Source organism: Streptomyces sp. NPDC021115 (assembly GCF_044333065.1).
GTDB lineage: Bacteria > Actinomycetota > Actinomycetes > Streptomycetales > Streptomycetaceae > Streptomyces.
Window position 1 is genome coordinate 49,385 of record NZ_JBIRQF010000009.1, and the last position, 25,274, is coordinate 74,658.

Annotated in this window: 22 protein-coding genes; 13 read left to right on the forward strand and 9 right to left on the reverse strand. The window is 71.9% G+C overall.

The window, feature by feature from the left end:
* Positions 1-98 precede the first annotated feature (98 nt).
* From ACH4TL_RS26215 to ACH4TL_RS26240, 6 genes are all read left to right on the forward strand, one after another.
* Complete coding sequence (locus tag ACH4TL_RS26215; protein WP_398320529.1) at positions 99-1,208, forward strand: exo-alpha-sialidase; 1,110 nt, start codon at positions 99-101, stop codon at positions 1,206-1,208.
* Complete coding sequence (locus ACH4TL_RS26220; RefSeq protein ID WP_398320526.1) at positions 1,205-2,542, forward strand: ABC transporter substrate-binding protein; 1,338 nt, start codon at positions 1,205-1,207, stop codon at positions 2,540-2,542. The genes ACH4TL_RS26215 and ACH4TL_RS26220 overlap by 4 nt, the downstream gene beginning before the upstream one ends.
* Complete coding sequence (locus ACH4TL_RS26225) at positions 2,539-3,495, forward strand: carbohydrate ABC transporter permease (protein ID WP_398320523.1); 957 nt, start codon at positions 2,539-2,541, stop codon at positions 3,493-3,495. The genes ACH4TL_RS26220 and ACH4TL_RS26225 overlap by 4 nt, the downstream gene beginning before the upstream one ends.
* The gene (locus ACH4TL_RS26230) at positions 3,492-4,361 is read left to right on the forward strand and encodes a carbohydrate ABC transporter permease (protein ID WP_398320520.1); all 870 of its coding nucleotides are present in this window, start codon (positions 3,492-3,494) and stop codon (positions 4,359-4,361) included. The genes ACH4TL_RS26225 and ACH4TL_RS26230 overlap by 4 nt, the downstream gene beginning before the upstream one ends.
* A gap of 24 nt (positions 4,362-4,385) precedes the next feature.
* A complete protein-coding gene (npdG, locus tag ACH4TL_RS26235) occupies positions 4,386-5,123 on the forward strand; it encodes an NADPH-dependent F420 reductase (RefSeq protein WP_398320517.1) in 738 nt (245 codons plus the stop codon).
* A 106-nt stretch (positions 5,124-5,229) separates the two neighbouring features.
* Entirely contained in the window at positions 5,230-5,442 is a 213-nt protein-coding gene (locus ACH4TL_RS26240; RefSeq protein WP_398320514.1) for a hypothetical protein, read from the forward strand.
* On the opposite strand, the gene ACH4TL_RS26245 is transcribed toward ACH4TL_RS26240, so the two are convergent.
* A complete protein-coding gene (locus ACH4TL_RS26245) occupies positions 5,432-6,229 on the reverse strand; it encodes a site-2 protease family protein (RefSeq protein WP_398320511.1) in 798 nt (265 codons plus the stop codon). The two genes, ACH4TL_RS26240 and ACH4TL_RS26245, sit on opposite strands and share 11 nt — an antisense overlap.
* 153 nt (positions 6,230-6,382) lie before the next feature.
* Between ACH4TL_RS26245 and ACH4TL_RS26250 the strand changes: the two genes are divergently transcribed.
* Both ACH4TL_RS26250 and ACH4TL_RS26255 read left to right on the forward strand, forming a co-directional pair.
* A complete protein-coding gene (locus tag ACH4TL_RS26250; protein ID WP_398320508.1) occupies positions 6,383-6,937 on the forward strand; it encodes a Uma2 family endonuclease in 555 nt (184 codons plus the stop codon).
* A 43-nt stretch (positions 6,938-6,980) separates the two neighbouring features.
* The gene (locus ACH4TL_RS26255; protein ID WP_398320505.1) at positions 6,981-10,283 is read left to right on the forward strand and encodes a BTAD domain-containing putative transcriptional regulator; all 3,303 of its coding nucleotides are present in this window, start codon (positions 6,981-6,983) and stop codon (positions 10,281-10,283) included.
* A gap of 21 nt (positions 10,284-10,304) precedes the next feature.
* Here the strand turns inward: ACH4TL_RS26255 and ACH4TL_RS26260 are convergent, their stop codons facing one another.
* From ACH4TL_RS26260 to panB, 3 genes are all read right to left on the reverse strand, one after another.
* Complete coding sequence (locus tag ACH4TL_RS26260) at positions 10,305-11,129, reverse strand: ABC transporter permease (RefSeq protein WP_398320502.1); 825 nt, start codon at positions 11,127-11,129, stop codon at positions 10,305-10,307.
* On the reverse strand, positions 11,126-12,148 hold the full coding sequence (locus ACH4TL_RS26265) for an ATP-binding cassette domain-containing protein (protein ID WP_398320499.1): 1,023 nt from the start codon (positions 12,146-12,148) through the stop codon (positions 11,126-11,128). The genes ACH4TL_RS26260 and ACH4TL_RS26265 overlap by 4 nt, the downstream gene beginning before the upstream one ends.
* Before the next feature lie 118 nt (positions 12,149-12,266).
* Positions 12,267-13,145, reverse strand: a complete 879-nt coding sequence (gene panB, locus ACH4TL_RS26270; protein WP_398320496.1) for a 3-methyl-2-oxobutanoate hydroxymethyltransferase — start codon at positions 13,143-13,145, stop codon at positions 12,267-12,269.
* Between the two features lie 189 nt (positions 13,146-13,334).
* Here panB and ACH4TL_RS26275 point away from each other — a divergent pair, with 189 nt between their 5' ends.
* The 4 genes from ACH4TL_RS26275 to ACH4TL_RS26290 all read left to right on the forward strand — a co-directional run bounded on the left by ACH4TL_RS26275 (position 13,335) and on the right by ACH4TL_RS26290 (position 18,180).
* The gene (locus tag ACH4TL_RS26275; RefSeq protein ID WP_398320493.1) at positions 13,335-14,930 is read left to right on the forward strand and encodes an MFS transporter; all 1,596 of its coding nucleotides are present in this window, start codon (positions 13,335-13,337) and stop codon (positions 14,928-14,930) included.
* Positions 14,927-15,577, forward strand: a complete 651-nt coding sequence (locus ACH4TL_RS26280) for a TetR/AcrR family transcriptional regulator (RefSeq protein WP_398320490.1) — start codon at positions 14,927-14,929, stop codon at positions 15,575-15,577. The genes ACH4TL_RS26275 and ACH4TL_RS26280 overlap by 4 nt, the downstream gene beginning before the upstream one ends.
* Positions 15,578-15,817: 240 nt before the next feature.
* The gene (locus tag ACH4TL_RS26285) at positions 15,818-16,843 is read left to right on the forward strand and encodes an endonuclease/exonuclease/phosphatase family protein (RefSeq protein ID WP_398320487.1); all 1,026 of its coding nucleotides are present in this window, start codon (positions 15,818-15,820) and stop codon (positions 16,841-16,843) included.
* A 131-nt stretch (positions 16,844-16,974) separates the two neighbouring features.
* Entirely contained in the window at positions 16,975-18,180 is a 1,206-nt protein-coding gene (locus tag ACH4TL_RS26290; RefSeq protein ID WP_398320484.1) for an MFS transporter, read from the forward strand.
* Between the two features lie 55 nt (positions 18,181-18,235).
* On the opposite strand, the gene ACH4TL_RS26295 is transcribed toward ACH4TL_RS26290, so the two are convergent.
* Entirely contained in the window at positions 18,236-19,168 is a 933-nt protein-coding gene (locus tag ACH4TL_RS26295) for an NADP-dependent oxidoreductase (protein WP_398320481.1), read from the reverse strand.
* An 81-nt stretch (positions 19,169-19,249) separates the two neighbouring features.
* Here ACH4TL_RS26295 and ACH4TL_RS26300 point away from each other — a divergent pair, with 81 nt between their 5' ends.
* Positions 19,250-19,876: a TetR/AcrR family transcriptional regulator gene (locus ACH4TL_RS26300; RefSeq protein ID WP_398320478.1), complete on the forward strand. Its 627-nt coding sequence runs from the start codon at positions 19,250-19,252 to the stop codon at positions 19,874-19,876.
* Here the strand turns inward: ACH4TL_RS26300 and ACH4TL_RS26305 are convergent.
* The 4 genes from ACH4TL_RS26305 to ACH4TL_RS26320 form a co-directional block, all read right to left on the reverse strand.
* Positions 19,873-21,030 (reverse strand): RNA polymerase sigma factor, encoded by a 1,158-nt coding sequence (locus ACH4TL_RS26305; protein WP_398320696.1) that lies wholly within the window; start codon positions 21,028-21,030, stop codon positions 19,873-19,875. The two genes, ACH4TL_RS26300 and ACH4TL_RS26305, sit on opposite strands and share 4 nt — an antisense overlap.
* 8 nt (positions 21,031-21,038) lie before the next feature.
* The gene (locus tag ACH4TL_RS26310; protein WP_398320475.1) at positions 21,039-21,446 is read right to left on the reverse strand and encodes a YciI family protein; all 408 of its coding nucleotides are present in this window, start codon (positions 21,444-21,446) and stop codon (positions 21,039-21,041) included.
* 118 nt (positions 21,447-21,564) lie between these two features.
* Positions 21,565-23,325: an NAD+ synthase gene (locus ACH4TL_RS26315; RefSeq protein ID WP_398320472.1), complete on the reverse strand. Its 1,761-nt coding sequence runs from the start codon at positions 23,323-23,325 to the stop codon at positions 21,565-21,567.
* A 111-nt stretch (positions 23,326-23,436) separates the two neighbouring features.
* Positions 23,437-25,032: a multicopper oxidase family protein gene (locus tag ACH4TL_RS26320; RefSeq protein WP_398320469.1), complete on the reverse strand. Its 1,596-nt coding sequence runs from the start codon at positions 25,030-25,032 to the stop codon at positions 23,437-23,439.
* Positions 25,033-25,274: the final 242 nt, after the last annotated feature.

Below are 25,274 nucleotides of genomic sequence, written 5' to 3' on the forward strand. Positions count from 1 at the left end.
AGGCAAACCCTATGGTCGCCGGACACAAGGGACGTCCTACGTCCCATATTTCCAGCTGAGCACTCGATCGATTGCAACGGCGCATCGGGAGGGTCTGCATGGCACGCCCGTACGAGGTGTCGGTTCCGTTCCGGGCCGGGACCGGGGGATACGCGAGCTACCGGATTCCGGCGGTGGTGCGGACGCGCGCCGGGACGCTGCTGGCCTTCGCCGAGGGACGGGTGGGGTCGTCCGCCGATCACGGGGACATCGACCTGGTGCTGAAGCGGTCCGCCGACGGGGGCCGGACCTGGGACGCGCCCCAGGTCGTCGCCCGCAACGGGAACGGAACGGCCGGGAACCCCGCACCCGTCGTGCTGGAGGACGGACCGCACGCGGGCCGCGTCGTCCTGGTGCACGTCCGCAGCGCCGCCTCCGCGACCGAGGACAAGATCCGCCGCGGCGAGGTGTCCGCGGCGGACGGGCGGCGGGTGTGGCTGACGTACAGCGACGACGACGGGGTGAGCTGGAGCGAGGTCCGCGAGATCACGGACGGGACCAAGCGCCCCGAGTGGCGCTGGTACGCCACGACCCCCGGACACGCGCTGCGGTTACGCCACGGCGAGCACGCGGGCCGGATCGTCGTCCCGGCCAACCACTCCCTCCCCCCGACGGTCCCCGGCGACATCGGCACCGAGGGCCGGTACAACGCCGGACACGACCTGCTGAGCGACGACGACGGCGCGACCTGGCGGATCGGGTACGTGGACGACGACCCGGACGGTTACGTCAACGTCAACGAGACGACCGCAGCCGAACTCCCCGACGGCCGGGTCTACTTCAACACCCGCAACGACGCGACCGCGCCCGGCACCCGCGCCGACGCCTACTCGCACGACGGCGGGGCCACCCTGGCCACCCCCTTCCGGCCGCAGGCCGGGCTGGTGACGCCGGTGGTCGAGGGGAGCCTGCTGCACCTCGGTGAGCCGGATCTGCTGCTGTACTCCGGCCCCGCCGCGCCCGGCTTCCGGGCCCTGATGACGGTGCGGGCGAGCCGCGACCACGGCGTCACCTGGCAGTCGGTGCACACCGTGGACGGGCTGCCCGCCGCCTACTCCGACCTGGTCAGGATCGATCAGGACACGGTCGGACTGCTCTACGAGACCGGCGACTTCAGCGCCTACTCGACCATCACATTCCGGCGCATTCCGGTGGAGGAGCTGGTATGAGCATGTCAGATATAGCGGGCCCCCGACGGCGTGCCGTCCTCGGCGGTGCCGCCGCCGCGGCGGCCGGATTCGCCCTCACCGGCTGCGGCGGGGACGACGACGGTGGCGACGAGCCCAAGGGCCGTAAGAAGGGCCAGAAGATCACCTTGTCCTTCTGGTCCTGGGTGCCGGGCATCGACAAGCCCGTCAACCTGTGGAACAGCAAGAACCCCGAGGTCAGGGTCAAGGTCGAGAAGGTGTCGGCGGTCGACGGCGCCCAGTACGCCAAGATGCACGCCGCGATCAAGGCGGGCAACCCGCCGGACCTCGGCCAGATCGAGTACCCGGTGGTGCCCAGCTTCCTGATCGACAACGGGCTGCTGGACCTCACCAAGTACGGGATCGACCGGTACAAGGACAAGTTCGTCGGCTGGCAGTGGCAGCAGTCGGTGTTCGGCAAGGCCGTGTACGCCGTACCGCAGGCGTCCGGGCCGATGGGGCTGTTCATCCGTCAGGACCTGTTCGACAAGTGGGGCGTCGAGCCGCCCGCCACCTGGGACGAGTACGAGGCGGCGGCCAAGGCGATACGGAAGAAGGGCGCCTGGATCGAGACGTTCTCGGCGACCAACGGCAACCGCTTCGCGGGCCTCGCCTGGCAGGCCGGGGCGCGCTGGTTCGGCACCCAGGGCGACACCTGGACCGTCTCGATCGACGACGAGCCGACCCGTAAGGTCGCCGACTACTGGGACGCGCTGGTCAAGGGCAAGCTGATCAAGACCATCCCGGACCGGCAGAACGCCTGGTACAAGGACGTCCAGACCGGTGCCATGGCCTCCTGGCTCGGCGCCAGCTGGGGCGACGCGCTGCTGGTCGGCAATGCCCCCAAGACCTCCGGGAAGTGGCGGGTCGTCCCCATGCCGCAGTGGAAGCGGGGCGAGGGGGCGTACGCCAACTGGGGCGGCTCGACGACCGCCGTCTTCGCCAAGTCCAAGTACCCCAAGGACGCACTGGACTTCGCGATCTGGCTCAACACCGACCCCGAGTCGATCAAGCTGCTGATCGAGAACGGCTACGGCACCCCCGGCGCCAAGCAGGGGTACGCCACCTCCGACCTCGACGTCCACAAGGACTTCTTCGGCGGGCAGGCGTACAGCAAGGTGTTCGACGACGCGAGCAAGGGCGTGGACACCAGCTGGAAGTGGGGCCCGGCCACGGACACCCTCTACCAGCGGCTCGGCGACGCGTTCACGGCGGCGATCGGCGACGGGTCGTCGTTCCGTTCCGTGCTGAAGAAGGTCCAGCGGGACACGATCAGCGACCTCAAGGAAAAGGGCCTCAAGGCGGAGGCCGGATGACAGGCCGGACGGCGGGCCGGGTGCGGCGCCACGGGTGGCGCATGACCCGGGCCGAGGCGCGCGGCGCGCGGGCGGCGGCCGGTTTCCTGCTGCCGTTCCTCGCGCTGTTCCTCCTCTGCTTCATCGCCCCCATCGGTTTCGCGCTCTACGAGAGCCTGCTGAAGGTCGAGCGCACCGGGCCGCTCGGCCTCGGCGGGGAGACCAAGGACGTCTGGGCGGGCCTGTCCAACTACACCCACGCCCTCCAGGACGGCCACTTCACCGCCGGATTCGGCCGGGTGCTGCTCTTCGGCGCGGTCCAGATCCCGGTGATGATCGCCTTCGCCACCGCGCTCGCGCTGCTGCTGGAGGCGGCGTCGGCGCGCTGGGTCGGCTTCTTCCGCACCGCCTTCTTCCTGCCGTACGGGGTGCCCGGAGTGATCGCCTCGATCCTGTGGGGCTTCCTCTACGTACCGGGCATCAGCCCGCTGGTGGAGATGGCCCACTCGGCGGGCTGGGACGTGGACTTCCTCGGCCGCTCCACCGTGCTGTGGTCCATCGCCAACATCGTCACCTGGCAGTTCACCGGCTACAACATGCTGGTGCTGATCGCCCAGCTCAAGGCGGTGCCGGGGGAGCTGTACGAGGCGGCGAAGATCGACGGCGCGCGGGCCTGGCAGATCGCGCTGCACATCAAGCTCCCCCTGATCAGGCCCGCCCTCGTCCTCACCACGGTCTTCAGCCTCATCGGCACGCTTCAGCTGTTCGCCGAGCCCAAGGTGCTCAAGCCGCTCAGCAACGCGATCGACTCCGGCTACACCCCCAACCTGGCCGCCTACAACGAGGCGTTCACCAGCAACAACCAGCACATCGCCGCCGCCGAGGCGGTGCTGCTGGCGCTCGTCGCGTGCGTGCTGTCGTTCGGCTTCCTGCGCCTGGTGGGCCAGCGCGGCAAGGGCGGGGAGGACCGGTGAGCGCGGAGAGCCGCCCGGGCGCCGCCCGGCCCCCGCTGCGGTACCGCGTCATCACCGCCTCGCTGCTCGCCGTCGCCGCCGTCTACTTCCTCACGCCCGTCTACTGGCTCGTCGTCTCCTCGACCAAGTCCAGCAGCGACCTCTTCGGCACGTTCGGCTTCTGGTTCCACGACCCGGACCTCTTCGGCCGTCTGCGGCAGGTACTGACGTACGACGACGGGATCTACGCGCGCTGGTTCGCCAACAGCCTGATGTACGCGGGTGTCGGCGCGCTCGCCGCCACGCTGCTGTCGGCCGCCGCCGGGTACGCGCTCGCCAAGTTCCGCTTTCCCGGGCGGGAGGGGATCTTCAACGTCATCCTGGCCGGGGTGCTCATCCCCGGCACCGCGCTCGCGCTGCCCCTCTACCTCCTCTTCAGTCGCGTCGGGCTGGCCAACACCTACTGGGCCGTCCTCGTCCCCAGCGTCGTCAGCCCGTTCGGCGTCTACCTGTGCCGGATCTACGCGGCGGCCGCCGTCCCCGACTCGCTGATGGAGGCGGCGCGGATCGACGGGGCGGGGGAGGCGCGGATCTTCTCCACGGTGGGGCTGCGGCTGATGACCCCGGCGCTGGTGACCGTCTTCCTGTTCCAGTTCGTGCACATCTGGAACAACTTCTTCCTGCCGCTGGTCATGCTCTCCGACTCCGACCTCTATCCGATCCAGCTCGGGCTGACCTCCTGGACCGGCTACGCGGACCGGCAGCCGGAGCTGTACCAGTACACGGTCGGGGGCGCCTTCCTGTCCGTGCTGCCGCTGATGGTGCTGATGGGTGTCCTCCAGCGGTACTGGCGCACGGGGCTGACCGAGGGGAGCGTGAAGGCATGACGTGGGCGTGACAGTATCGCTGTCATGACTACTCCTGACGGTACGACCGCCACCGACGAAGCCCCCGCCAAGAAGGCCCCCGCCAAGGACCCCTGGGACCTCCCGGACGTCTCAGGACTGGTCGTCGGCGTGCTCGGCGGCACCGGCGACCAGGGCCGCGGCCTCGCCTACCGGCTGGCCAGGGCCGGGCAGAAGGTGATCATCGGCTCGCGCGCGGCCGAGCGCGCGCGGACCGCGGCCGAGGAGCTGGGCGGCGCCGAGCTGGGCATCGAGGGCGCGGACAACGCCGAGTGCTCGCGGCGCAGCGACATCGTGATCGTCGCGGTCCCGTGGGAGGGCCACGGCAAGACGCTGGAGTCGCTGCGCGAGGAGCTGAGCGGCAAGCTCGTCATCGACTGCGTCAACCCGCTGGGCTTCGACAAGAAGGGCGCGTACGCGCTGAAGCCGGAGGAGGGCAGCGCCGCCGAACAGGCCGCGGCCCTCCTCCCGGACTCCCGGGTCACCGCCGCCTTCCACCATCTGTCGGCCGTGCTGCTCCAGGACCCGGAGATCGCGGAGATCGACACGGATGTGATGGTGCTGGGCGAGTCCCGCGCGGACACCGATCTGGTGCAGGCCCTGGCCGCCCGCATCCCCGGCATGAGGGGCGTCTTCGCGGGACGGCTGCGCAACGCCCACCAGGTCGAGTCCCTGGTGGCCAACCTGATCTCGGTCAACCGCCGCTACAAGGCCCACGCGGGCCTGCGCGTCACGGACGTCTGAGCCGGACACCTCCCTGCTGGACGAGGGCGACCCGTACGCCCCGGCGGGGCATGGGCGACAATGTCGGAAGCGTCACCCCCGACAGGACCCCACAGGAGCCTTCCCCATGCCCCGCCTCGCCCTCTATGCCCTCCTCGTCTGCGTCCTCACCGTCGCCGCGGCCGTCGTCTCGTTCGCGCGGGGCAGCTGGCTCGGCGTGGTCTGGGTCCTGCTGGCCGGGGTCTCGTCCAACATGGCCTGGTTCTACGCCCGCCGGGCCAAGGCCGAGCGGGACGCCGAGCGCGAGGCGGCGGCGGGGGCCCCGGGCGCTACGAGCTGAGCCCGGGGAACTGCGGCTCGCCCTGCCAGAAGCGGAAGAACTCCTGGCCGAAGTAGGTCTCGAACTGCGACACCCCGAGGCCCCGCATGATCGCGTCGACCGCGTCGAAGAAGACCTGGTTGACCTCGGGGATCCACAGGATGCCGAACACCGCGAGCAGCCCGAACGGCGCGTACGGCTCGACCTGCCGCCGGATGCGGTGCGACAGCCACGGCTCGATCACCCCGTAGCCGTCCAGCCCCGGGACCGGCAGGAAGTTCAGGATCGCGGCGGTGACCTGGAGCAGCGCCAGGAACGCCAGCGCGAAGCGGAAGACCAGCGGCACCTGGTCCGCGCTGCCGAGCCAGAACGGGGCGGTGAGCGCGGCGGCGAACAGCACGTTCGTCAGTGGCCCCGCCGCCGATATCAGGCTGTGCCGCCAGCGGCCCTGGATCCGGTGCCGCTCGATGAAGACCGCCCCGCCCGGCAGCCCGATCCCGCCCATGATCACGAAGATCACGGGCAGCACGATGCTCAGGGCCACATGCGTGTACTTCAGCGGGTTGAGGGTGAGGTAGCCCTTCGCGCCGATCGACAGATCACCGCTGTGCAGCGCGCTGCGGGCGTGCGCGTACTCGTGCAGACACAGCGAGACGACCCAGCCGGACACCACGAAGAGGAAGACGGCGAAGCCGGGGCTGGCCGAGTAGTCCGTCCACACCGCCCACGCGGACACGGCCATGATCGCGACCAGGCCGAGGAACACAGGGCTGATCCGCCGCTCGCGGCGGCTGATGGCGGTGGTCATCGAGTGAGATCTCCGTACGGGGTGGTGGGCACTGACGGAAGAACGACGATCAGTGTGCGCAGAGTTCCGGCCGGGAGGGAACAGACGTGATCAGCGCCACGCGCACGGGGGCTCCAGCGGCTAGTCTGGGAGCGACCTGGCCAGGGAGGAAGCATGACGACCATGGAGGACCGGGCGGTGGAACTGCAGCAGCGGATCCAGTTGCCCCGGAGCGTCCGGCTGCGGCTGACCAGGAACGGAATGACGTTGGTACCCATTACCCAAGCGCACTGGAAGACCCAGCAGCGCATCGCACTCCAGATCGACGAGCGTCTGCCCGGCTGGACAGCGGTGGGCGAGTTCAGCGTGGTCCCGCCTCGGGAGGGGTATAGCCCGGAGCCGGACGTGTCAGCTGTGCCGAGTGACAAGGCTCCCCCCGGTGCCAGCAAGTTCGCGGAAGACCTGCTCCGCTTCGTCGTGGAGGTCGTCTCTCCGGAGAGCGAGGAGCGCGACTACAGCACGAAGGCCGATCACTACGCCCTGCGCGACATCGAGGCGTACCTCGTCGTCAACGTGCTCACCGCCCGCTGGACGCTGCTGACCCGCCCGCAGGACGGGACCTACCGGCACACCGTGACCGGCGACTTCGGCGAGAAGATCGAGATCCCGGTGGACGACCAGACGCTCGTCCTCGACTCCTCGCAGTTCGTCCGGGTGGTCCGGGCCTGAGGCCGATGCCCCGCCGGGCGCGGCCGTCGACAACAATGGGGCCGTGCGCTACGCCATCCTCGGCACCACCCAGGCCCACCACGACGACGGCACCCCCGTCGACCTCGGCGGCGCACGGCTGCGCGCCCTGCTGACCGCCCTCGCCCTGACCCCGGGGCGGCTGCGGACGAACGGCGCGCTCATCGCCGAGGTCTGGGACACCGACCCGCCCGCCGACGAGAACGGCGCCCTCCAGGCCCTCGTCGGGCGGCTGCGGCGGGCCGTCGGCAAGGAGGCGATCGCGTCCGCGCCCGGCGGCTACCGGCTGTGCGCCGAGCCCGACGACGTCGATCTGCTCCGCTTCGAACGGCTCGCGGACGAGGGCGACCGGGCCCTCGCCGACGGCGACCCGGCCCGGGCCGCCGCCCACTACGACGACGCCCTCGCCCTGTGGCGCGGCCCGGCGCTCACCGACCTCCCCGACGGGATGGCCGCGGCCGCCCGCGCCGAGGCCCGGCGGCTGGACGCGCGGCGCGGCCGGATCACCGCCGCCCTCGCCCTCGGCGAGGCCGCCCGGGCCCTGCCCGCGCTCGCCGAGCTGTGCGACGCCTACCCCCTGGACGAGCCGCTGCACGGCCTGCGCATCCGCGCCCTGCGGGACACCGGACGCCCCGCGGAGGCGCTGGCCGCGTACGAGGCGATCCGGGCCGAGATCGCCGACCGGCTCGGCGCGGACCCGGGCCCCGAGCTGCGCGCCCTGCACGCCGAACTGCTGGAAGCCGAGCCGCCGAAGGCCCCGCGGCGGGAGCGCCCCGCGCGCGGCGGCAATCTGCGCGCCCGGCTCACCAGCTTCGTCGGCCGGGAGACCGACCTGGCGGCGCTGCGCACCGATCTGGCCGCGCACCGGCTGATCACCCTCCTCGGGCCCGGCGGCGCCGGGAAGACCCGGCTGTCCCAGGAGGCCGCCGAATCGGTCGCGACCGCCTGGCCGGACGGGGTGTGGCTGGCCGAACTCGCCCCCGTGGACGACCCGGAGACCGTGCCCGAGACGGTGCTCACCGCGCTCGGCGCGCGCGAGACCGTCATCCGCGGCAGCGCCGCCGAGGGGCTGCGCGCCGCGGCCGACCCGACCGCCCACGATCCGCTCGCGCGCCTCGTGGAGCACTGCGAACCGCGCCGGATGCTGATCGTGCTCGACAACTGCGAGCATCTGGTCGAGGCCGCGGCCCGGCTCGCCGACTCGCTGCTGGCCCGCTGCCCCGGCGTCACCGTGCTGGCCACCAGCCGCGAACCGCTCGCCGTCCCCGGCGAGCTGGTGCGGCCGGTGGAGCCGCTGCCGGACCCGGTGGCGCTGCGGTTGTTCCAGGAGCGCGGCGCGGCGGCCCGCCCCGGCTTCCGCACCGACGACGACCCGGCGGCGTGCGCCGAGATCTGCCGCCGCCTCGACGGACTGCCGCTGGCCGTCGAGCTGGCCGCCGCCCGGCTGCGGCTGCTCACCCCCCGTCAGATCGCCGACCGCCTCGACGACCGCTTCCGCCTGCTGACCAGCGGCAGCCGCACCGTGCTGCCCCGCCAGCAGACGCTGCGCGCCGTCGTGGACTGGTCCTGGGACCTGCTCGACGCCCGGGAGCGCACCGTCCTCGCCCGCCTCTCCGTCTTCGCGGGCGGCTGCGACCTCCCGGCGGCCGAGGCGGTCTGCGGCGATCCGCGCGACCGCGGCCCGGTCGACCCCCGGGACGTCGCCGCGCTGCTCGGCTCGCTGGTCGACAAGTCGCTGGTGGTCGCCGCGCCCGGGACGGACGGCGAGATGCGGTACCGGCTGCTGGAGACCGTCGCCGAGTACGCGGCGGAGCGGCTGGACGAGGCGGGGGAGCGGGCGGCGGTCGAACGGCGGCACCTGGTCGCGTACCGGGAGCTGGCCCGTACCGCCGACCCGTTGCTGCGCGGCCGCGAACAGCGCGTCTGGCTGACCCGGCTGGAGACCGAGCACGAGAACCTGCGCACCGCGCTGCGCCGGGCCGTCGCGGCGGGCGACGAGCAGGAGGCGCTGTGCCTGGTGCTGTCGCTCGGCTGGTTCTGGAACCTGCGCGGCCACCGCAGCGACGGCCGCCACTGGGCGACGGCCGTGGCGCGGCTGGGCCCCAACCCGTTCGAGTCGCCCGTCACGCCGGCGCCCCCGCTGTACCAGAGCTGCACGGCCGAACCGCCGCCGATGGGGCCCGAGCTGCTTCAGGAGGCGCGGCGCGGGGTGCGGCTGTTCGCGCTGGCCAACCTCGAAGGCAACATGAAGGCGATGGACGACGAGGAGGTCCGGCACGAGATGCGGGGCATCGTCGAGGCATACCGCCCGGGGCTGCCGCAGACCTGCCGGGTCCCGGGCGTCATGTGGTTCTTCGCGGTGCTGCTGGGGGGCGACCTCGCCCTGCTGCGGGAGGTCGTGGACGAGTCGGTGCGCACCAGCCGGAAGCTGGGCTACACCTGGGAGCTGGCCTTCACCCTCCAGATGCGGGCCAAGGTGATGACCCAGCGCGGCGGCGGCGATCTCGGGGAGCAGGCGCGCCGGGACGCCGACGAGAGCCTGGAGCTGTTCATCGAGCTCGGTGACGCCTGGGGTGTGGCCGAGGCGCTGTCCGGGCGCGGCGAGACCCTGGAGCTGATCGGCGACGGCCGGGCCGCGGCCGACGACTACCGGGCGGCGATCACCTACGTCGAGGAGCTGGACGCCCATGCCCAGGTCTCGCTGCTCAGGGCCCGGCTGGCGGGGCTGCACGTCGAGCACGGTGACGAGACGGAGGCGGCGGAGGGCGAGCGGGTCCTGCGCGAGCTGCTGGCGGAGCGGGGCCACGCGGATGCCGAGGCCGCGTCGTACGTCCGGATGCACCTGGCCCACCGGTGCGGTGTCACGGGCCGGGTGGCCGAGGCCCGGGAGCATCTGGCGGTGCTGCACGAGGAGTTCCAGAGCCGGGCGCTGGATCTGTTCCAGGGCCTGGTCGAGGGGACGTTGGCCTGGCTGGACCTGATGGAGGGGCAGCCGGAGGATGCGCTGACCCGGGTTCGCGGGGCGCTGGCGAAGACCGGTGACTTCATGTCCCAGGTGATCGCCCCGCAGGTGCCCGTGATCCAGCTGATGACGGCCGCGCGGGCGCTGGCCGCCCTCGGCGGCGCCGAGCGGGCCGAGGTCGCGGCACGGCTGCTCGGCACGTACGACGCGCTGCGGCCCGGCATCCAGCGGATTCCGGACAACGAGCGTCAGGACCGGGAGGCGGGCGGGGCGGCGGTACGGGCCTGGCTGGACGACGCGAGCTACGAGCGGGCGTACGCGGAGGGCGGCGGCCTCACCGTGGAGGAGGCCGCCGCCCTCGTCTGAACCGCCGCACGCATGCGGGGCTCAGGTCTTGGTACGGAACTTGCGCACCGCCAGCGGCGCCATGACCGCCGTGATGACCAGCGCCCACACCATGGCGACGGTCACCGGATGGGCGAGCGGGCCATGACCGCTGGTCAGCGAGCGCGCCGCGTCGGCGAGCTGGGAGAGCGGGTTGTACTTGGTGAAGGACTGGAGCCAGCCCGGCATGGTGTTGGTCGGCGCGAAGATCGACGAGCCGAACTGAAGCGGCATGATCACCAGGAAGCCGAGGCCCTGCACCGCCTGCGGTGTCTTCAGCGACAGCCCCAGCAGCATGAAGACCCAGGTCAGCGACGACCCGAAGATCAGGGCCAGGACCACGGCGGCCGCCAGCTCGGCCGGTCCGGTCTTCAGCTCGAAGCCCATGAGGAAGCCCATGGCCAGCAGGATGAGGGTGGACACCAGCATCCGCCCGGTCTCCACGATCAGCTTGGCGATCAGCACCGAGGAGCGGGCGATCGGCATCGTGCGGAAGCGGTCCATCACCCCCTTGCGGAAGTCGTCGTTGACGCCCGTGCCGACCGACATGGCGATGTTGAGCCCGCCCATCGCCATCATCCCGGGGATGAAGTAGTTGACGTACTCGCTGCGGTCGCCGCCCGACACCGCGCCACCGAACACATAGGTGAACAGCAGCGAGAAGACGATCGGCATCAGCAGGGCGTCGAACATCGACTCCGGGTCCTGCTTGATCTGGAGCGCGTTACGGCGCACCAGCGCGCCGATGTGCCGGAGATTGGCGCGCAGCCCGATCCGCCCCTCGCCCGGCAGGTCCTTCGCGGACGCGGGCACCGTTGCCGTGGTCACGCGGCCACCTCCTCAAGTGCCTTGTCGTGTCCGCTGTTCTCGGGCGTCGAGGTCTTCTGGCCGGTGATGGCCAGGAACACCTCGTCCAGGCTGGGCAGATGGGTGTCGATCCCGGCGATCGCGAAGTTGCGCTCGCCGAGCAGGCCGATCACCGCGGTCAGCTGCTCGTCGCTGACGATCGGCACGTTGACCAGGCCCTCCTCGACGTCCGCGGTCGCGCCGCCGACGCCGTCGAGCCCGGCCTGCGCGATGGCGCCGACCATGCGGTTCAGCTCACCGGGGTCGGCGGGGCGTATCTGCAGGGTGCGCCCGCCGACCTTGGCCTTCAGCTCGTTCACCCGGCCCTCGGCGATGATCTTGCCGCGGTCGATGACCGTGAGGTCGTGCGCCAGCTGCTCGGCCTCCTCCATGTACTGGGTGGTCAGCAGCACCGTCGAGCCTTCGGCGACCATGCGCTTGACCTCGTCCCACACCTCGTTGCGGGTACGCGGGTCGAGACCGGTCGTCGGCTCGTCCAGATACAGCACCGCGGGGCGGCCGATCATGGAGGCGGCCAGGTCCAGCCTGCGGCGCATGCCACCGGAGTAGGTGGCCGCGGCCCGCTTCGCGGCGTCCGTCAGCGAGAACCGCTCCAGCATGGCGTCCGCGCGCGACCGGGCGTCCTTGCGGGACAGATCGAGCAGCCGCCCGATCATGTACAGGTTCTCCCAGCCGGACAGCTTCTCGTCGACCGAGGCGTACTGCCCGGTCAGGCCGATCGTGCGGCGCAGCTGCCGGGGCTGCCGCACCACGTCGTACCCCGCCACGACGGCGGTACCGGCGTCCGGCACCAGCAGGGTGGACAGACAGCGGACGAGGGTGGTCTTCCCGGCTCCGTTGGGGCCGAGCACACCGAGGACGGTGCCTTCCGGCACGTCCAGATCCACCCCGTCGACCGCCTTGGTGTCGCCGAAGTGCTTGACCAGCCCCCGAACTTCGACGGCGTTGCCGTCCCTGATCTTGTGTTCCTGTCGCGTCATGTCGCAAGAGTGACAGCCGTCGCCGACAGATCACCGACAAGCGGCAGACAGCCCGCCGACGGGGGAAGATCGGCGGGCTGTCGATGTACCGCGATGGCTCTGTACCACCAGGTGGCCGCTAGTGGAAGGAGTGCTCCTCGGCCGGGTACGCCCCGCCGACGACGTCCTCGGCGAAGGCGCGCGCCGCGTCGCCGAGCACCTCCCGCATGTTGGCGTAACTCTTGACGAAGCGCGGCATCCGGCCGCCCGTCAGTCCCGCCATGTCCGTCCACACCAGCACCTGGGCGTCGCACTCCACGCCCGCGCCGATGCCGACGGTCGGGATGTGCAGCGAGCGGGTCACCTCGGCGGCCAGCTCGGCCGGGACCAGCTCCAGGACGACGCCGAAGGCGCCCGCGTCCTGCACGGCCTTGGCGTCGCGCAGCAGCTGCTGGGCGGCCTCCTCGCCGCGCCCCTGCACCCGGTAGCCGCCGTACGCGTTGACGGACTGCGGGGTGAGGCCGACGTGCGCCATGACCGGGATGCCGGACTGGACGAGCAGCTCGATCTGGTGGGCGGAGCGCTCGCCGCCCTCCAGCTTGACCGCGCCCACCCCGGCCTCCTTGACCAGCCGGGTGGCGTTGCGCAGCGCCTGGACCGGGCCCTCCTGGTACGAGCCGAAGGGCAGGTCCCCGATGACCAGGGCGCGCTTGGTGCCGCGTACGACGGCGGCGGACAGCAGGGCGATCTCGTCCATCGTGACGGGCACGGTGGACTCGTAGCCCAGATGGCAGTTGCCCATCGAGTCGCCCACCAGGACGACCGGGATGCCCGCCTCGTCGAAGACGGAGGCGGTCATCGCGTCGTACGCGGTGAGCATGGGCCACTTCTCGCCGCGCTCCTTGGCGGCGGCGAGGTCACGGACGGTGACGCGGCGGGAGGACGTCCCCCCGTACAGCGCCTTGGAGGATTGCCCCTCCGGATTGTGTGGTGTGTGCGCAGGGCTGACGTGCGTCATTACGACGGCTCCTGTTCGTCATCTCGAGGCGCCCTGACGGCGTCCCCGGACCACCCCCATGCTGGCACGCCTCCCGGCGCTTCGAAAGTAGGGACATTCGCGCACGGATAGACATTCGATGGACAAAGGCTCGCAAAGTCTTTCCCATACGAGACGGGACCGTATCGAAACGGTTCTAGCCTGGGCCGCATGGCAGCAGCACCCTCCGCGGAGGCGATCCACCGCAGACGGTGGGCGATCCTGGTCGTCCTCATGGTCAGCGTCCTGGTCGTCGTCCTGGACAACTCGATACTCAACGTGGCGATGAAGACCATCGCCACCCCGAAGCCCACCGGTCTCGGCGCCACCCAGAGCCAGCTGGAGTGGGCCATCAACGCCTACACGCTGGTCTTCGCGGGGCTGCTCTTCACCGCCGGGCTCCTCGGTGACCGGCTCGGCCGCAAGAAGATCCTGCTCGGCGGCATGACCGTGTTCGGCATCGGCTCGGTGCTGGCCGCCTTCTCCGGTTCGCCAGGGGAGCTGATCGGCTTCCGGGCGCTGATGGGCCTGGGCGCGGCCTTCGTGATGCCCGCCACCCTGGCGATCCTGGTGAACGTCTTCGAGCGCGAGGAGCAGGCGAAGGCCATCGGCATCTGGGTCGCCGCGGTCGGCCTCGCCATCGCCATCGGGCCGATCACCGGCGGGCTGCTGCTGGAGCACTTCTGGTGGGGTTCGGTCTTCTTCGTCAACGTCCCCGTGGTGGCCATCGGGATCATCGCGATGGTGCTGCTCGTCCCCGACTCCAGGGACCCGGCGCCCGGCCGGCTGGACCCGCTGGGCGTGCTGCTGTCCGTCGTCGGTCTGGTACTGCTGGTGTACGGGATCATCAAGGGCGGCCAGCTCGCCGACTTCACCGAGGCCCAGGTGCTGTCCACGATCGGCGCCGGACTGTTCGTCCTGGCCCTGTTCGTGTGGCACGAGAAGCGCAGCGACCATCCGGCCATCGACATCGACTACTTCCGGAATCCCGCCTTCTCGGCCGCCATCGCCGCCGTCGCGCTGGTCTTCTTCGCGCTCATGGGCGTGACCTTCTTCATGGTCTTCTACATCCAGAGCGTGCGCGGCTTCAGCGCGCTGGACTCCGGGCTGCTGCTTCTGCCGCTGGCCGCGGCGCAGTTGCTGTTCGCGCCGCGCGCCCGGCTGGTCGTGGAGCGGTTCGGCGCCCGCGCCGTGTGCACGGGCGGGATGCTGCTGGTGGCCGCCACCATGGCCGGGTTCCTGCTGCTGGACACCGACTCGCCGCTGTGGGTGCTGGAGGTGCTGTTCTTCTTCCAGGGCGCGGGGATGGCGCACATCATGCCGCCGGTCACCACCGGCATCATGCAGGCCCTGCCGCGCGAGAAGGCCGGTTCCGGTTCGGCCCTGAACAACACCTTCCGGCAGGTCGGCGGCGCGCTCGGGGTCGCCGTCCTGGGCTCGGTGCTCTCCGCCACGTACCGCGAGGGCATCCAGGGCACCCTCGCCGCCGTCCCCGGTCTGTCCGACTCCGCACGGCACTCCGCGGGCGAGTCCGTCGAGGCCACCCTCGGCCTCGCCGAGCGCATGGGGCCCGCGGGGCACGCGCTGCTGGGCCCCGCGCACGACTCCTTCGTCCACGCGATGCACATCACCGCGCTCGGCTCGTCCGGTGTCGCCCTGTTCGGCGCGCTGGTCGTGGCGGCCTTCCTGCCCGGCAAGAACCCGGACGGCGGCGGCCCCGGCAGCGGGCAGCCGCGCGAGCGGGCGGGGGCGGGAGCCGACCGATGACCGCGCCCCCGGCCGGTGTCCCGGCGCACGGGGTTCCTGCGGGCGGGGTGACGTCCCGCAGGGTTCCGTCGCGGGGGCGGCCGCGCAAGGCCGCCACCGACACCGCGATCATCGAGGCCGCGCTGCGGCTGCTGGAGGAGGGCTCGTCCGTCGGCGCGCTGTCCATCGAGGGGATCGCGCGCGCGGCGGGGGTGGGCAAGGCCACCGTCTACCGCCGCTGGTCAGGCAAGGACGCGCTGCTGCTGGACGTCCTGCGGTCGCTGGAGGAGCCGGGCCCCGAACCAGCCGGGGTCTCGGTCCGCGACGACCTCGTCACCATCCTGGAGTTCATGCGGCGGCGCGGACTGGCCAAGCGCGACTCCGCCCTGATGCGCAGCGTCCTGGCCCAGGCGCACGCCCACCGGGAGCTGTGGCGGGCGTACGACGAGACCGTCATCGAGGTGCGCCGGGAGATGCTGCGGTCGGTGCTGCGGCGGGGCGTGGCCAACGGGGAGATCCGCGCGGACACCGATCCGGAGCTGCTGGCCGACCTGTTCACCGGGCCGATGCTGTCGCGCGCGATCCTGCACGAGTGGCGGGAGCTGCCGGAGGGGCTGGCCGAGCGGATCGTGGACACCGTTCTGGAGGGGGCCTCGGCACGCGGCTGAGGGGCATATGCGAGCGTAGGACGGACGGCGCTCCCGATGGCCGCCCGCGCATGTGCCTGACTGTGTCTTTGTGCCTGTTGCGTCACAACCGCCCCCGTTGTCGCGGGATGCGGAACCCCGGCCTACCGCCCGGGCGTCCACCGGGCAGGGACGCCCGGTGGGGGCGTCGGGAATGCCCTGGTCATCGCCTAGGGTCTTGAACGATACGGCGGGCAGCGGCAAGTGAGGGACGGGCAACGCATGGTGCAGGCGTACACGCAGGAGACGGGACAGTCCGGGGACGCACCCCAGCGGACCGACTCCCGGTTCGGCCACCTGCGCGACCGGCTCCGGCACAGCCGCGGCATCTGGCGGCGCGGGCTGGTGCTCGCGGCGTTCGCCGTCCTGCTCGCCCTGATCATGGTCTTTCACGCCGACATCCCCAACCGCGTCGGCAACCTCGGCAGCCTGCTGGAGACGTTCCTGCCCTGGCTGGGGGTGTTCCTGCCGCTGCTGCTGGTGCTCGGCCTGGTACGGCGGTCGGCGAGCGCGCTGGTGGCGCTGGTGCTGCCGGTGGCCGTCTGGCTGAACCTCTTCGGCGGGCTGATGTTCGCCGACAAGTCCGGCGGCGACGGCGACCTCACCGTCGTCACCCACAACGTCAACGCCGACAACACCGACCCGGTCGCCACCGCGAAGGACGTGGCCGCCTCGGGCGCGCAGGTGGTGGCGCTGGAGGAGCTGACCACCAAGGCCGTGCCGACGTACGCGAAGGCGCTCGCGTCCGCCTACCGCTACCACGCGGTGCAGGGCACGGTCGGGGTGTGGAGCAAGTACCCGCTGTCCGGCACCAAGCCGGTCGACATCAAGATGGGGTGGGTCCGGGCGCTGCGCACCACCGTCGCCACGCCGAGCGGTGACGTCGCCGTCTATGCCGCCCACCTCCCCTCCGTGCGCGTGAAGTTCAACGCGGGCTTCACCGCCGGGCAGCGCGACGCGAGCGCCGAGGCGCTGGGCCAGGCCATCCGGGACGAGCCGCTGGACAAGGTCGTCCTGCTCGGCGACCTGAACGGCACGATGAACGACCGTTCGCTGGCCCCCGTCACCTCCCAGATGCGCTCCGCACAGGGTGCGGCGGGCGACGGCTTCGGCTTCAGCTGGCCCGCCTCGTTCCCGATGGCCCGCATCGACCAGATCATGGTGCGCGGGGTGAACCCGGTCTCGGCCTGGACGCTGGCACAGACCGGTAGCGACCACCTTCCGGTCGCGGCGTCGGTTACCCTCTGAACCTGCTAATCGAAGATCTAACACGCTGTTCACCTTGGGGATGGTGCTCAGGAAATAAGTGCGTGAGAGACTTTGTTCCACTAGAGAACATACGCACGATCTTCTTGCTTCCCGCTTGTGAAAGGTCTCTCATGCCCCTGGCACTGCTCGCTCTCGCGGTCTCTGCCTTCGGTATCGGCACCACAGAATTCGTGATGATGGGCCTGCTGCCCAACGTCGCCGACGATCTGGGCACCTCGGTGCCGACCGCTGGCTACCTCGTGTCCGCCTACGCCATCGGCGTCGTCATCGGCGCCCCGCTGCTCACCGCCCTCGGCTCGCGCATCCCGCGCAAACGCATGCTCGTCCTGCTGATGGGGCTCTTCACGGTCGGCAACCTCGCCTCCGCGCTCGCCCCCTCGTTCGGGCTGCTGCTCGCCGGGCGGGTGCTCGCCGGGCTGCCGCACGGCGCGTTCTTCGGTGTCGGCGCGGTCGTCGCCTCCCGGCTGGTGAGTGAGGAGAAGCAGGCCCGCGCGGTCGCCACCATGTTCCTGGGCCTGACGATCGCCAACATCGTCGGCGTACCGGTGGGCACGGCCCTCGGCCAGGGCCTCGGCTGGCGCGCCACCTTCCTCGTCGTCACCGGCATCGGCGTCCTGGCCATGGCCTCGCTCGCCCGGCTCGTCCCGCAGGTGCCGCAGGACCAGCACGGCGGCCTCGTCCACGAGCTGCGCGCCCTCGGCGACCGGCAGGTGCTGCTCGGGCTGCTCACCGCGGTCTTCGGCTTCGCTGGCGTCTTCGCCGTCTACAGCTACCTGGCCTCGATGGTGACCGAGGTCACCGGCTTCGCCGAGTCCTCCGTCACGATCGTGCTCGCCCTCTTCGGCATCGGCATGACCCTGGGCGCGCTGGTCGCGGGGCCGCTCACCGACCGCGCGCTGCGGCCCACGCTGTACGGGTCGCTGGCGGCGCTGGCCGTGATGCTGGTGGTGTTCGACTTCGCCGTGCACATCAAGTGGGCGGCGCTGGTCTCCGTCGTCCTGCTCGGCGCGGTGGGCTTCATGACCACCACCCCGCTCCAGATGCTCGTCATGAACAAGGCCAAGCACGCCCCGACCATCGCCGCGGCCTCCAACCACTCCGCGTTCAACCTCGCCAACGCCGGCGGGGCCTGGATCGGCGGCGTCGCCATCGCCGCCGGATGGGGCTGGACGTCCCCGACCCTGGTCGGCGCGGCGCTCGCGGTGGTCGGCCTGGCGATAGCGGTGACCGCGGGACTGCTGGACCGCGGCTCCTCGCAGAAGTCCCGGATCGTGGCGGGCAGCGATTCGGTGCCGACGCTGTCCGAGGTGCGCTGACCCTCTTCCGTCGCGCGACGCGCCCCCACCGCACGGCGGGGGCGCGTTCGTACGTCTACGGCACCGTCAGCACGACCTTCCCCCGGACGTGGCCGGTGGCGCTCAGCTCATGCGCCTTCGCCGCGTCCTTCAGCGGGAAAACCCCGTGCAGCGGCACCCGGAACCGGCCCTCGGCGGCCAGCCGCGCCGCCACCGCGAGCCCGTCGTAGCCGGGTGTGTCGCCGCTGCGGGCCCAGGTCAGATGGACGCCGTGTTGATGCGCGGCCATGTCGGCCACCGACACCACCCGCCGCGCGTCCCCCGCGATGGCGACGAGGTCCGGCAGCGAGCCCGAGCCCGCCGCGTCCAGCACCGCGTCGACCCCCTGCGGCGCCAGCGCCGCGACCCGTTCCGGGAGGCCGGGGCCGTAGGTGGTGGGCGTCGCGCCCAGGCCGGTGAGGAACGCGTGGTTCGCCTCCCGGGCCGTACCGATCACGGTGGCCCCGCGGGCCGCCGCGAGCTGGACCGTCACCGTGCCGACGCCCCCGGCCGCGCCCTCGACCAGCAGCGTCGTCCCCTCGCCGACGCCCAGCAGATCTAGGGCGCGGGTGGCGGTCTCCACATTGCCCGCTGCGCCGCCCGCCTCCTCCCAGCTCAGCGCGTCCGGCTTGGCCGCCCAGGCGGCCAGCACCGCGAACTCGGCCGCCGCGCCCCCGAGCTTCTCGAAGTCGACCACCCCGAACACGGCGTCCCCCACCGCCACATCGCTCACCCCCTCCCCGATCTCGTCCACGACCCCCGCGGCGTCCAGCCCCGGGATGTGCGGCCAGTCGAGCCGCACCTCGACCTCGGCCGGGATCGCACCCGCGCGCAGCTTCCAGTCCGCCGGGGTGAGCCCGGTGGCCCGTACGGCGATACGGACCTCACCGGGCCCGGCGTGCGGCTCCTCGGCCTCACCGACGGTGAGCACCTCCGGCGGGCCCAGTTCGGAGTACTGCAAAGCGAACATTTCGGTACCTCTCGCTCGACTGCGGCCGACGCTAACAGCGAATCGGAACAGGGCGTCCGTTTCCGCGTAAAGTGAGAGAGCATGACCGACGAACCGTCTCGGAAGCGCACCGACGCCCGGCGCAACCGCCACCGCATCATCGAGGTCGCGGGCGACACCTTCGCCGCCGACGGGCTCGATGTGCCGATGCGGGAGATCGCCCGTCGCGCGGGTGTCGGGCCCGCGACGCTCTACCGCCACTTCCCCACCAAGGAGGCGCTGGTCGCCGAGACCTTCGCCGATCAGCTGGCCCGCTGCGTCGCGACCCTCGACGCCGCCCTCGCCGACCCCGACCCCTGGCACGGCTTCGCCACGTTCATCGAGAAGGTGTGCGCCATGCAGGCCGAGGACCGCGGCTTCACCGACGCCTTCCTCGCTGCCCTCCCCGACTCGCTGACCCCCGACTTCGCGCGCGTCCGCGACCACCATCTGCGCCGCTTCGCCGAACTGACGCGGCGCGCCCAGCGCAGCGGACAGCTGCGGCCCGACTTCGTGCCCGGCGACATCAAGCTGCTGATCATGGCCAACGGGGGCATCGGTGCGGGGTCCCGCGCCGCCGCGCGCGCCGCGTCCCGCCGCCTGGTGGCCCTGCTGCTCCAGTCCCTCCGCGCCCACCCGGCCACCCCGCCGGCCCCCTTGCCCCCGCCCGCGCCGCTCGCCTTCCCTTAGATGTTCCGGCGGGCGTTGAGGCGGGCGTTGAGGCGGGCGGCCTGGCGGGTCAGGTGGTCGCGCTCGGCGAGGTTGGGTGCCTTGTGGGCCGCCTCGGCGTACAGCCGCGCCGCCGTCGTCAGGTCGCCGTCGCGCTCATGGAGGTACGCGGCCACCGCGGCGTGCCGGGGCAGCGTGTCGTCCAGCGCCGCGAGCGCCGCGAGACCGGCGCGCGGACCGTCCGCCTCGCCGACCGCCACCGCGCGGTTCAGCCGGACGACCGGGCTGTCCGTCAGGCGCGCCAGCTCGTCGTACCACTCGACGATCTGCACCCAGTCGGTCTCCTCGGCCGTGGGCGCGTCGGCGTGCAGCGCCGCGATGGCGGCCTGCGCCTGGAACTCGCCCAGCCGGTCGCGGGCCAGCGCCGCCTGAAGGATCTCCACGCCCTCGGCGATCGCCCCGGTGTCCCACCGGCCCCGGTCCTGCTCGGCGAGCGGCACCAGACCGCCGTCCGGCGCGGTCCGGGTCGCCCGCCGGGCGTGGTGGAGCAGCATCAGGGCGAGCAGCCCCGCCACCTCGGGATGGCCGTACGCGGCCGCGAGTTGCCGGGTGAGCCGGATGGCCTCGGCGGCGAGGTCGACATCGCCCGAGTAGCCCTCGTTGAAGACCAGGTAGAGGACGCGCAGCACGGTGGCGACGTCGCCGGGCTGGTCGAACCGGACCCGGGAGACGGTGCGCTTGGCCCGGCTGATGCGCTGCGCCATCGTCGCCTCGGGCACCAGGTACGCCTGAGCGATCTGGCGGGTGGTCAGCCCGCCGACCGCCCGCAGTGTGAGCGCCACCGCGGACGACGGGGTCAGCGACGGGTGGGCGCACAGGAAGTACAGCTGGAGCGTGTCGTCCGCGGCGGGCGCGGGCCCGGGCGCCGGTTCCTCGTCCACGAGGTCCTCGCGCCGACGGCGGGCGGCGTCCGCCCGGGTCGCGTCGAGGAACCGGCGCCACGCCACGGTGACCAGCCAGCCCTTCGCGTCCCGCGGCGCCTCGTCCGGCCAGACGCGGACCGCCTCGACCAGCGCGTCCTGGACGGCGTCCTCGGCCGCCGCGAAGTCTGCTCCGCGGCGGACGAGGATCCCGATCACGCTCGGCGTGAGGCTCCTGAGCAGGGCCTCGTCCATGGACGAGGTCACTCCGTGACGGTGGGCGGAGCGGCCATGAACGGGCGCACCTCCAGCCACTCGTGGATCGGCTTCCCGCCAGCACCGGGCGCGGCGGACAGCTCCCCGGCCAGCTCGACGGCGCGCTCGTAGCTGTCGACGTCGATCACCATCCAGCCCGCGATGAGGTCCTTGGTCTCGGCGAACGGCCCATCGGTGACCGGCGGACGCCCCTCACCGTCGTACCGCACCCACGCCCCCTCGGGCGCGAGCGCCTGCCCGTCGACGAACTCCCCGGTCCCCTCCAGCCGGGCCGCGAAGTCCTGCATGTACTTCATGTGCGCCGAGATCTCCTCCGGCTTCCACTGGTCCATGGGGACGTTGTTGGCCGGAGCCGGAGCGCCGCGGTAGTGCTTGAGCAGCAGGTACTTGGCCATGATGTCTCTCCTCGGTGCCGATGCGACTCATTGTCGTCGCGTCCACCCCAGGGACGGAGCCGCCCGCCGCATCTCGACATCCCGCGGAAAGGTTTTTTTCCTGACCTCCACCGGAGACTCAGGTGTGTTCGCGCCAGCGGTTGGTGATGGGGAGGCGGCGGTCCTTGCCGAAGCCCTTGGCGGAGATCTTCGTGCCCGGCGGGTACTGGCGCCGCTTGTACTCCGCCGTGTCGACCAGCCGCAGGATCCGCGTCACCAGCTCGTCGTCGTAGCCCGCCGCGGCGATCTCCCGGCGGCCCTGGTCGCGGTCGACGTACAGCTCCAGGATGCGGTCGAGCACGTCGTAGTCCGGCAGGGAGTCGGTGTCGACCTGGCCCGGCCGCAGCTCGGCGCTCGGGGGCTTGGCGATGGAGTTCTCGGGGATGGGCGGGGTCTGGCCCCGCTCGTCCGCAGCGCGGTTGCGCCACTTCGCCAGCCGGAAGATGGACGTCTTGTAGACGTCCTTGATGGGGCCGTACGCGCCCACGGAGTCCCCGTACAGCGTCGAGTACCCGCACGCCAGCTCGGACTTGTTGCCCGGGGCGAGCACGATGTGGCCCTCCTGGTTGGAGATCGCCATCAGCATCGTGCCGCGCAGCCGCGACTGGAGGTTCTCCTCGGCGAGCCCGGTGAGGTGCAGCGAGCCCATGTAGGCGTCGAACATCGGGGCGATCGGGACGGTGCGGAAGTTGAGCCCGGTGCGCCGCGCCAGCTCCTCCGCGTCGGCGATCGAGTGCTCGGAGGAGTAGCGGGACGGCATGGCGACGCCGTAGACGTTCTGCGCGCCGACCGCGTCGCACGCGATGGCGGCGACGAGGGCGGAGTCGATGCCGCCGGAGAGCCCGATGAGCACGCTGCGGAAGCCGTTCTTCGCGACGTAGGCCCGCAGCCCGACCACCAGCGCGGTGTAGATCTCCTCGTCGTCGCCGAGCCGCTCCGCCTCGCCGCCCGCGAGGCCCGGCTCCGGGTCGTAGGCGGGGAGCGTGTCGGCGGAGAGGGTGCGGTGGTCGATGCGCAGGCCGTCGTCCACGACGCCCTCCGGGACCGCGTCGGGGTCGGCGGCGGGGAGGTCGAGGTCGACCACGACGCACCCCTCGGCGAACTGCGGGGCGCGGGCGATCACTTCGCCGTCGCGGTCGACGATGATCGAGTCGCCGTCGAAGACCAGCTCGTCCTGACCGCCGATCATCGCCAGGTACGCGGTGGTGCAGCCCGCCTCCTGGGCGCGCTTGCGGACCAGGTCCAGCCGGGTGTCGTCCTTCTCGCGCTCGTACGGCGAGGCGTTGATCGACAGCAGCAGCCCGGCCCCGGCGGAGTGGGCGGCGGGCACCCGGCCGCCGTCCTGCCACAGGTCCTCGCAGATGGCGAGCGCGACGTCGATGCCGTGGACGCGCACGACGGGCATGGTGTCGCCGGGCACGAAGTAGCGGAACTCGTCGAAGACGCCGTAGTTCGGCAGGTGGTGCTTGGCGAAGGTGAGGACGACCGCGCCGCGGTGCAGCACGGCGGCGGCGTTCTGCGGGGAGCCGGCGGGCTGGCCGTAGCGCCGGGCCCGCTCGCTGCGGTCGAGATAGCCGACGACCACCGGCAGCTCGCCCAGGCCCTCGGCGTCCAGCCGCTCGGCGAGCGCGCGCAGCGCGGCGCGCGACGCCTCGACGAAGGAGGAGCGCAGGGCCAGGTCCTCGACGGGGTACCCGGTCAGCGCCATCTCGGGGAACGCCACCATATGGGCGCCCTGCTCGGCGGAGTGCCGGGTCCAGTGGACTATCGACTCGGCGTTCCCGGCGAGGTCGCCGACGGTCGAGTCGATCTGGTTCAGAGCGAGGCGAAGTTGAGGCACGGCGCCCAGTGTAATCGTCTGTCTGACGCGATAGCCGGTGCGTGTCCGTACCGAAAGCCGCGTACCGGGCCCGCGCCGGGTCCCACCCCGCTGGGAACCGGCGGGACGTCGTTACTTCTGGTAGCCGAGGATGGTCATCATCCCCGACTCCGAGTGGTACACGTTGTGGCAGTGGATCATCCACAGCCCCGGATTGTCCGCGTCGAAGTCGACGCTCACCTTCCGGTGCGGCAGCAGGACCGTGGTGTCCTTGCGCGGCCCGCCGTCCGGCAGCGCGTAGGTGTGGCCGTGCACATGGACGGGGTGCCACATCGGGGTGGCGTTGATGAAGGTCAGCCGCACCCGCTCGCCCGCCCGGACCGGATAGCGCTGCGTCGGCTCGTACGGCCTGTCGTTGATCGCCCAGTCGAACTTCTTCATCGAGCCGGTGAGCCGCAGCCTGATCGTGCGGTCCGGAGTCCGGGACTCCAGCCGCACCGATTCGGCGGCCTTCAGCTGGCCGGCCCAGACCAGCTTGCCGTCCAGCTCCTTGGGGCGCTTGAACTTCCTGGAGCCCTTGCCGCTGGTGTGCAGCACGGCCAGCGTGGACCGCTTCTTGCCCTCGGCGAGGGCGGCGAGCGGGAACACCCCGCTCTTCGCGGTCACCAGCACGTCGTACCGCTCGCCCATGCCCAGCAGCAGCGCGTCCGTGGCGGTGGGCTGCACGGGATAGCCGTCGGTGTGGGTGACGGTCATCCGGTGGCCGCCGAGCGCCACCCGGAAGGCGGTGTCGCCGCCCGCGTTGATGATCCGGATCCGGATGCGGTCGCCGCGCTTGGCCCGGAAGACCTGCGGGGAGTCGGGGGTGCGCCCGTTGATGAGGTAGTACGGGTACGCCACATGGCCCGCGTCGCCGCCGAGCAGCGCGCTCGTGGCGCCGGTCAGCAGGCCGGACGCGGCGGAGCGGGCGGGGGACGGCTTGCCGACGTGCCGGGGCATCGGCGGCATGTGGCTCGCGGCGGTCTCCATGCCGTGCGCCATGGTCCGGCCGCCGTTCAGCTGCCGCAGCACCTTGTCGGGGGTGCGGCCGCCCACCCCGTCGAGCCAGTCGTCCAGGACGACGATCCACTCCTTGTCGTACTTCAGCGGCTCCTTGGGATCCTCGACGATCAGCGGCGCGTACAGCCCCCGGTCGAGCTGCACGCCGTTGTGGGGGTGGACCCAGTAGGTGCCGGGGTTGATCGCCGTGAAGCGGTAGTCGTAGGCCGTGCCGGTCCTGAGCGGCGGCTGGGTGATGCCTGGGACGCCGTCCATGTCGTTGCGCAGCCGGATGCCGTGCCAGTGCAGGCTGGTCGGCTCCGGCAGCTGGTTGACGAGGGTGAGCGCCAGGGTCTCGCCCGCGGTGGCGCGGAGCGCCCGGCCGGGGACCTGGTCGTCGTACGCCCAGGACTTCACCTGGCGGGCGCCGAGGTCGAGGGTGGTGGCGGCGGCGATGAGCTGGAGCCGCCGGACCGGGCCGAGGCCCCGCTGACGTTCGCGGTCCCGGACCTCGGGGCCGTGCGGGGAGAGGTACTCCGACGGGGTGGCCGCGGCCGGTCCCGCGCGCCCGCCCGCCCCGGGGTTGTCCGTTCCGTGGCGGCCGCCTGAGGAACTACAGGCGCCGAGCAGACCGCCGCCCGCGACGGCGATTCCCGCGCCGACCACGGCGCGGCGAGAGGGTGCGTCCATGAATGAGACCCCAATGCTGGTGGGAGATGTGCGCATGAGCGGCCGGCGCGGCCGCCGCGTCCCGCGCGCCCTTATCGGCGCGGGGTGCGGCGGACGCGCCGCTCTATGCGCTGCACCAGCAGCCGGTGGCCTTCGCGCACCGCCGTTCTCCCCGGTCTCATGGTCTGATGATCAAGACAATACGACAGACTACCCCCAAGGGGTATCAAAAGGGGCGTCGCGGGGCCGGAGGCGGCCTTGAG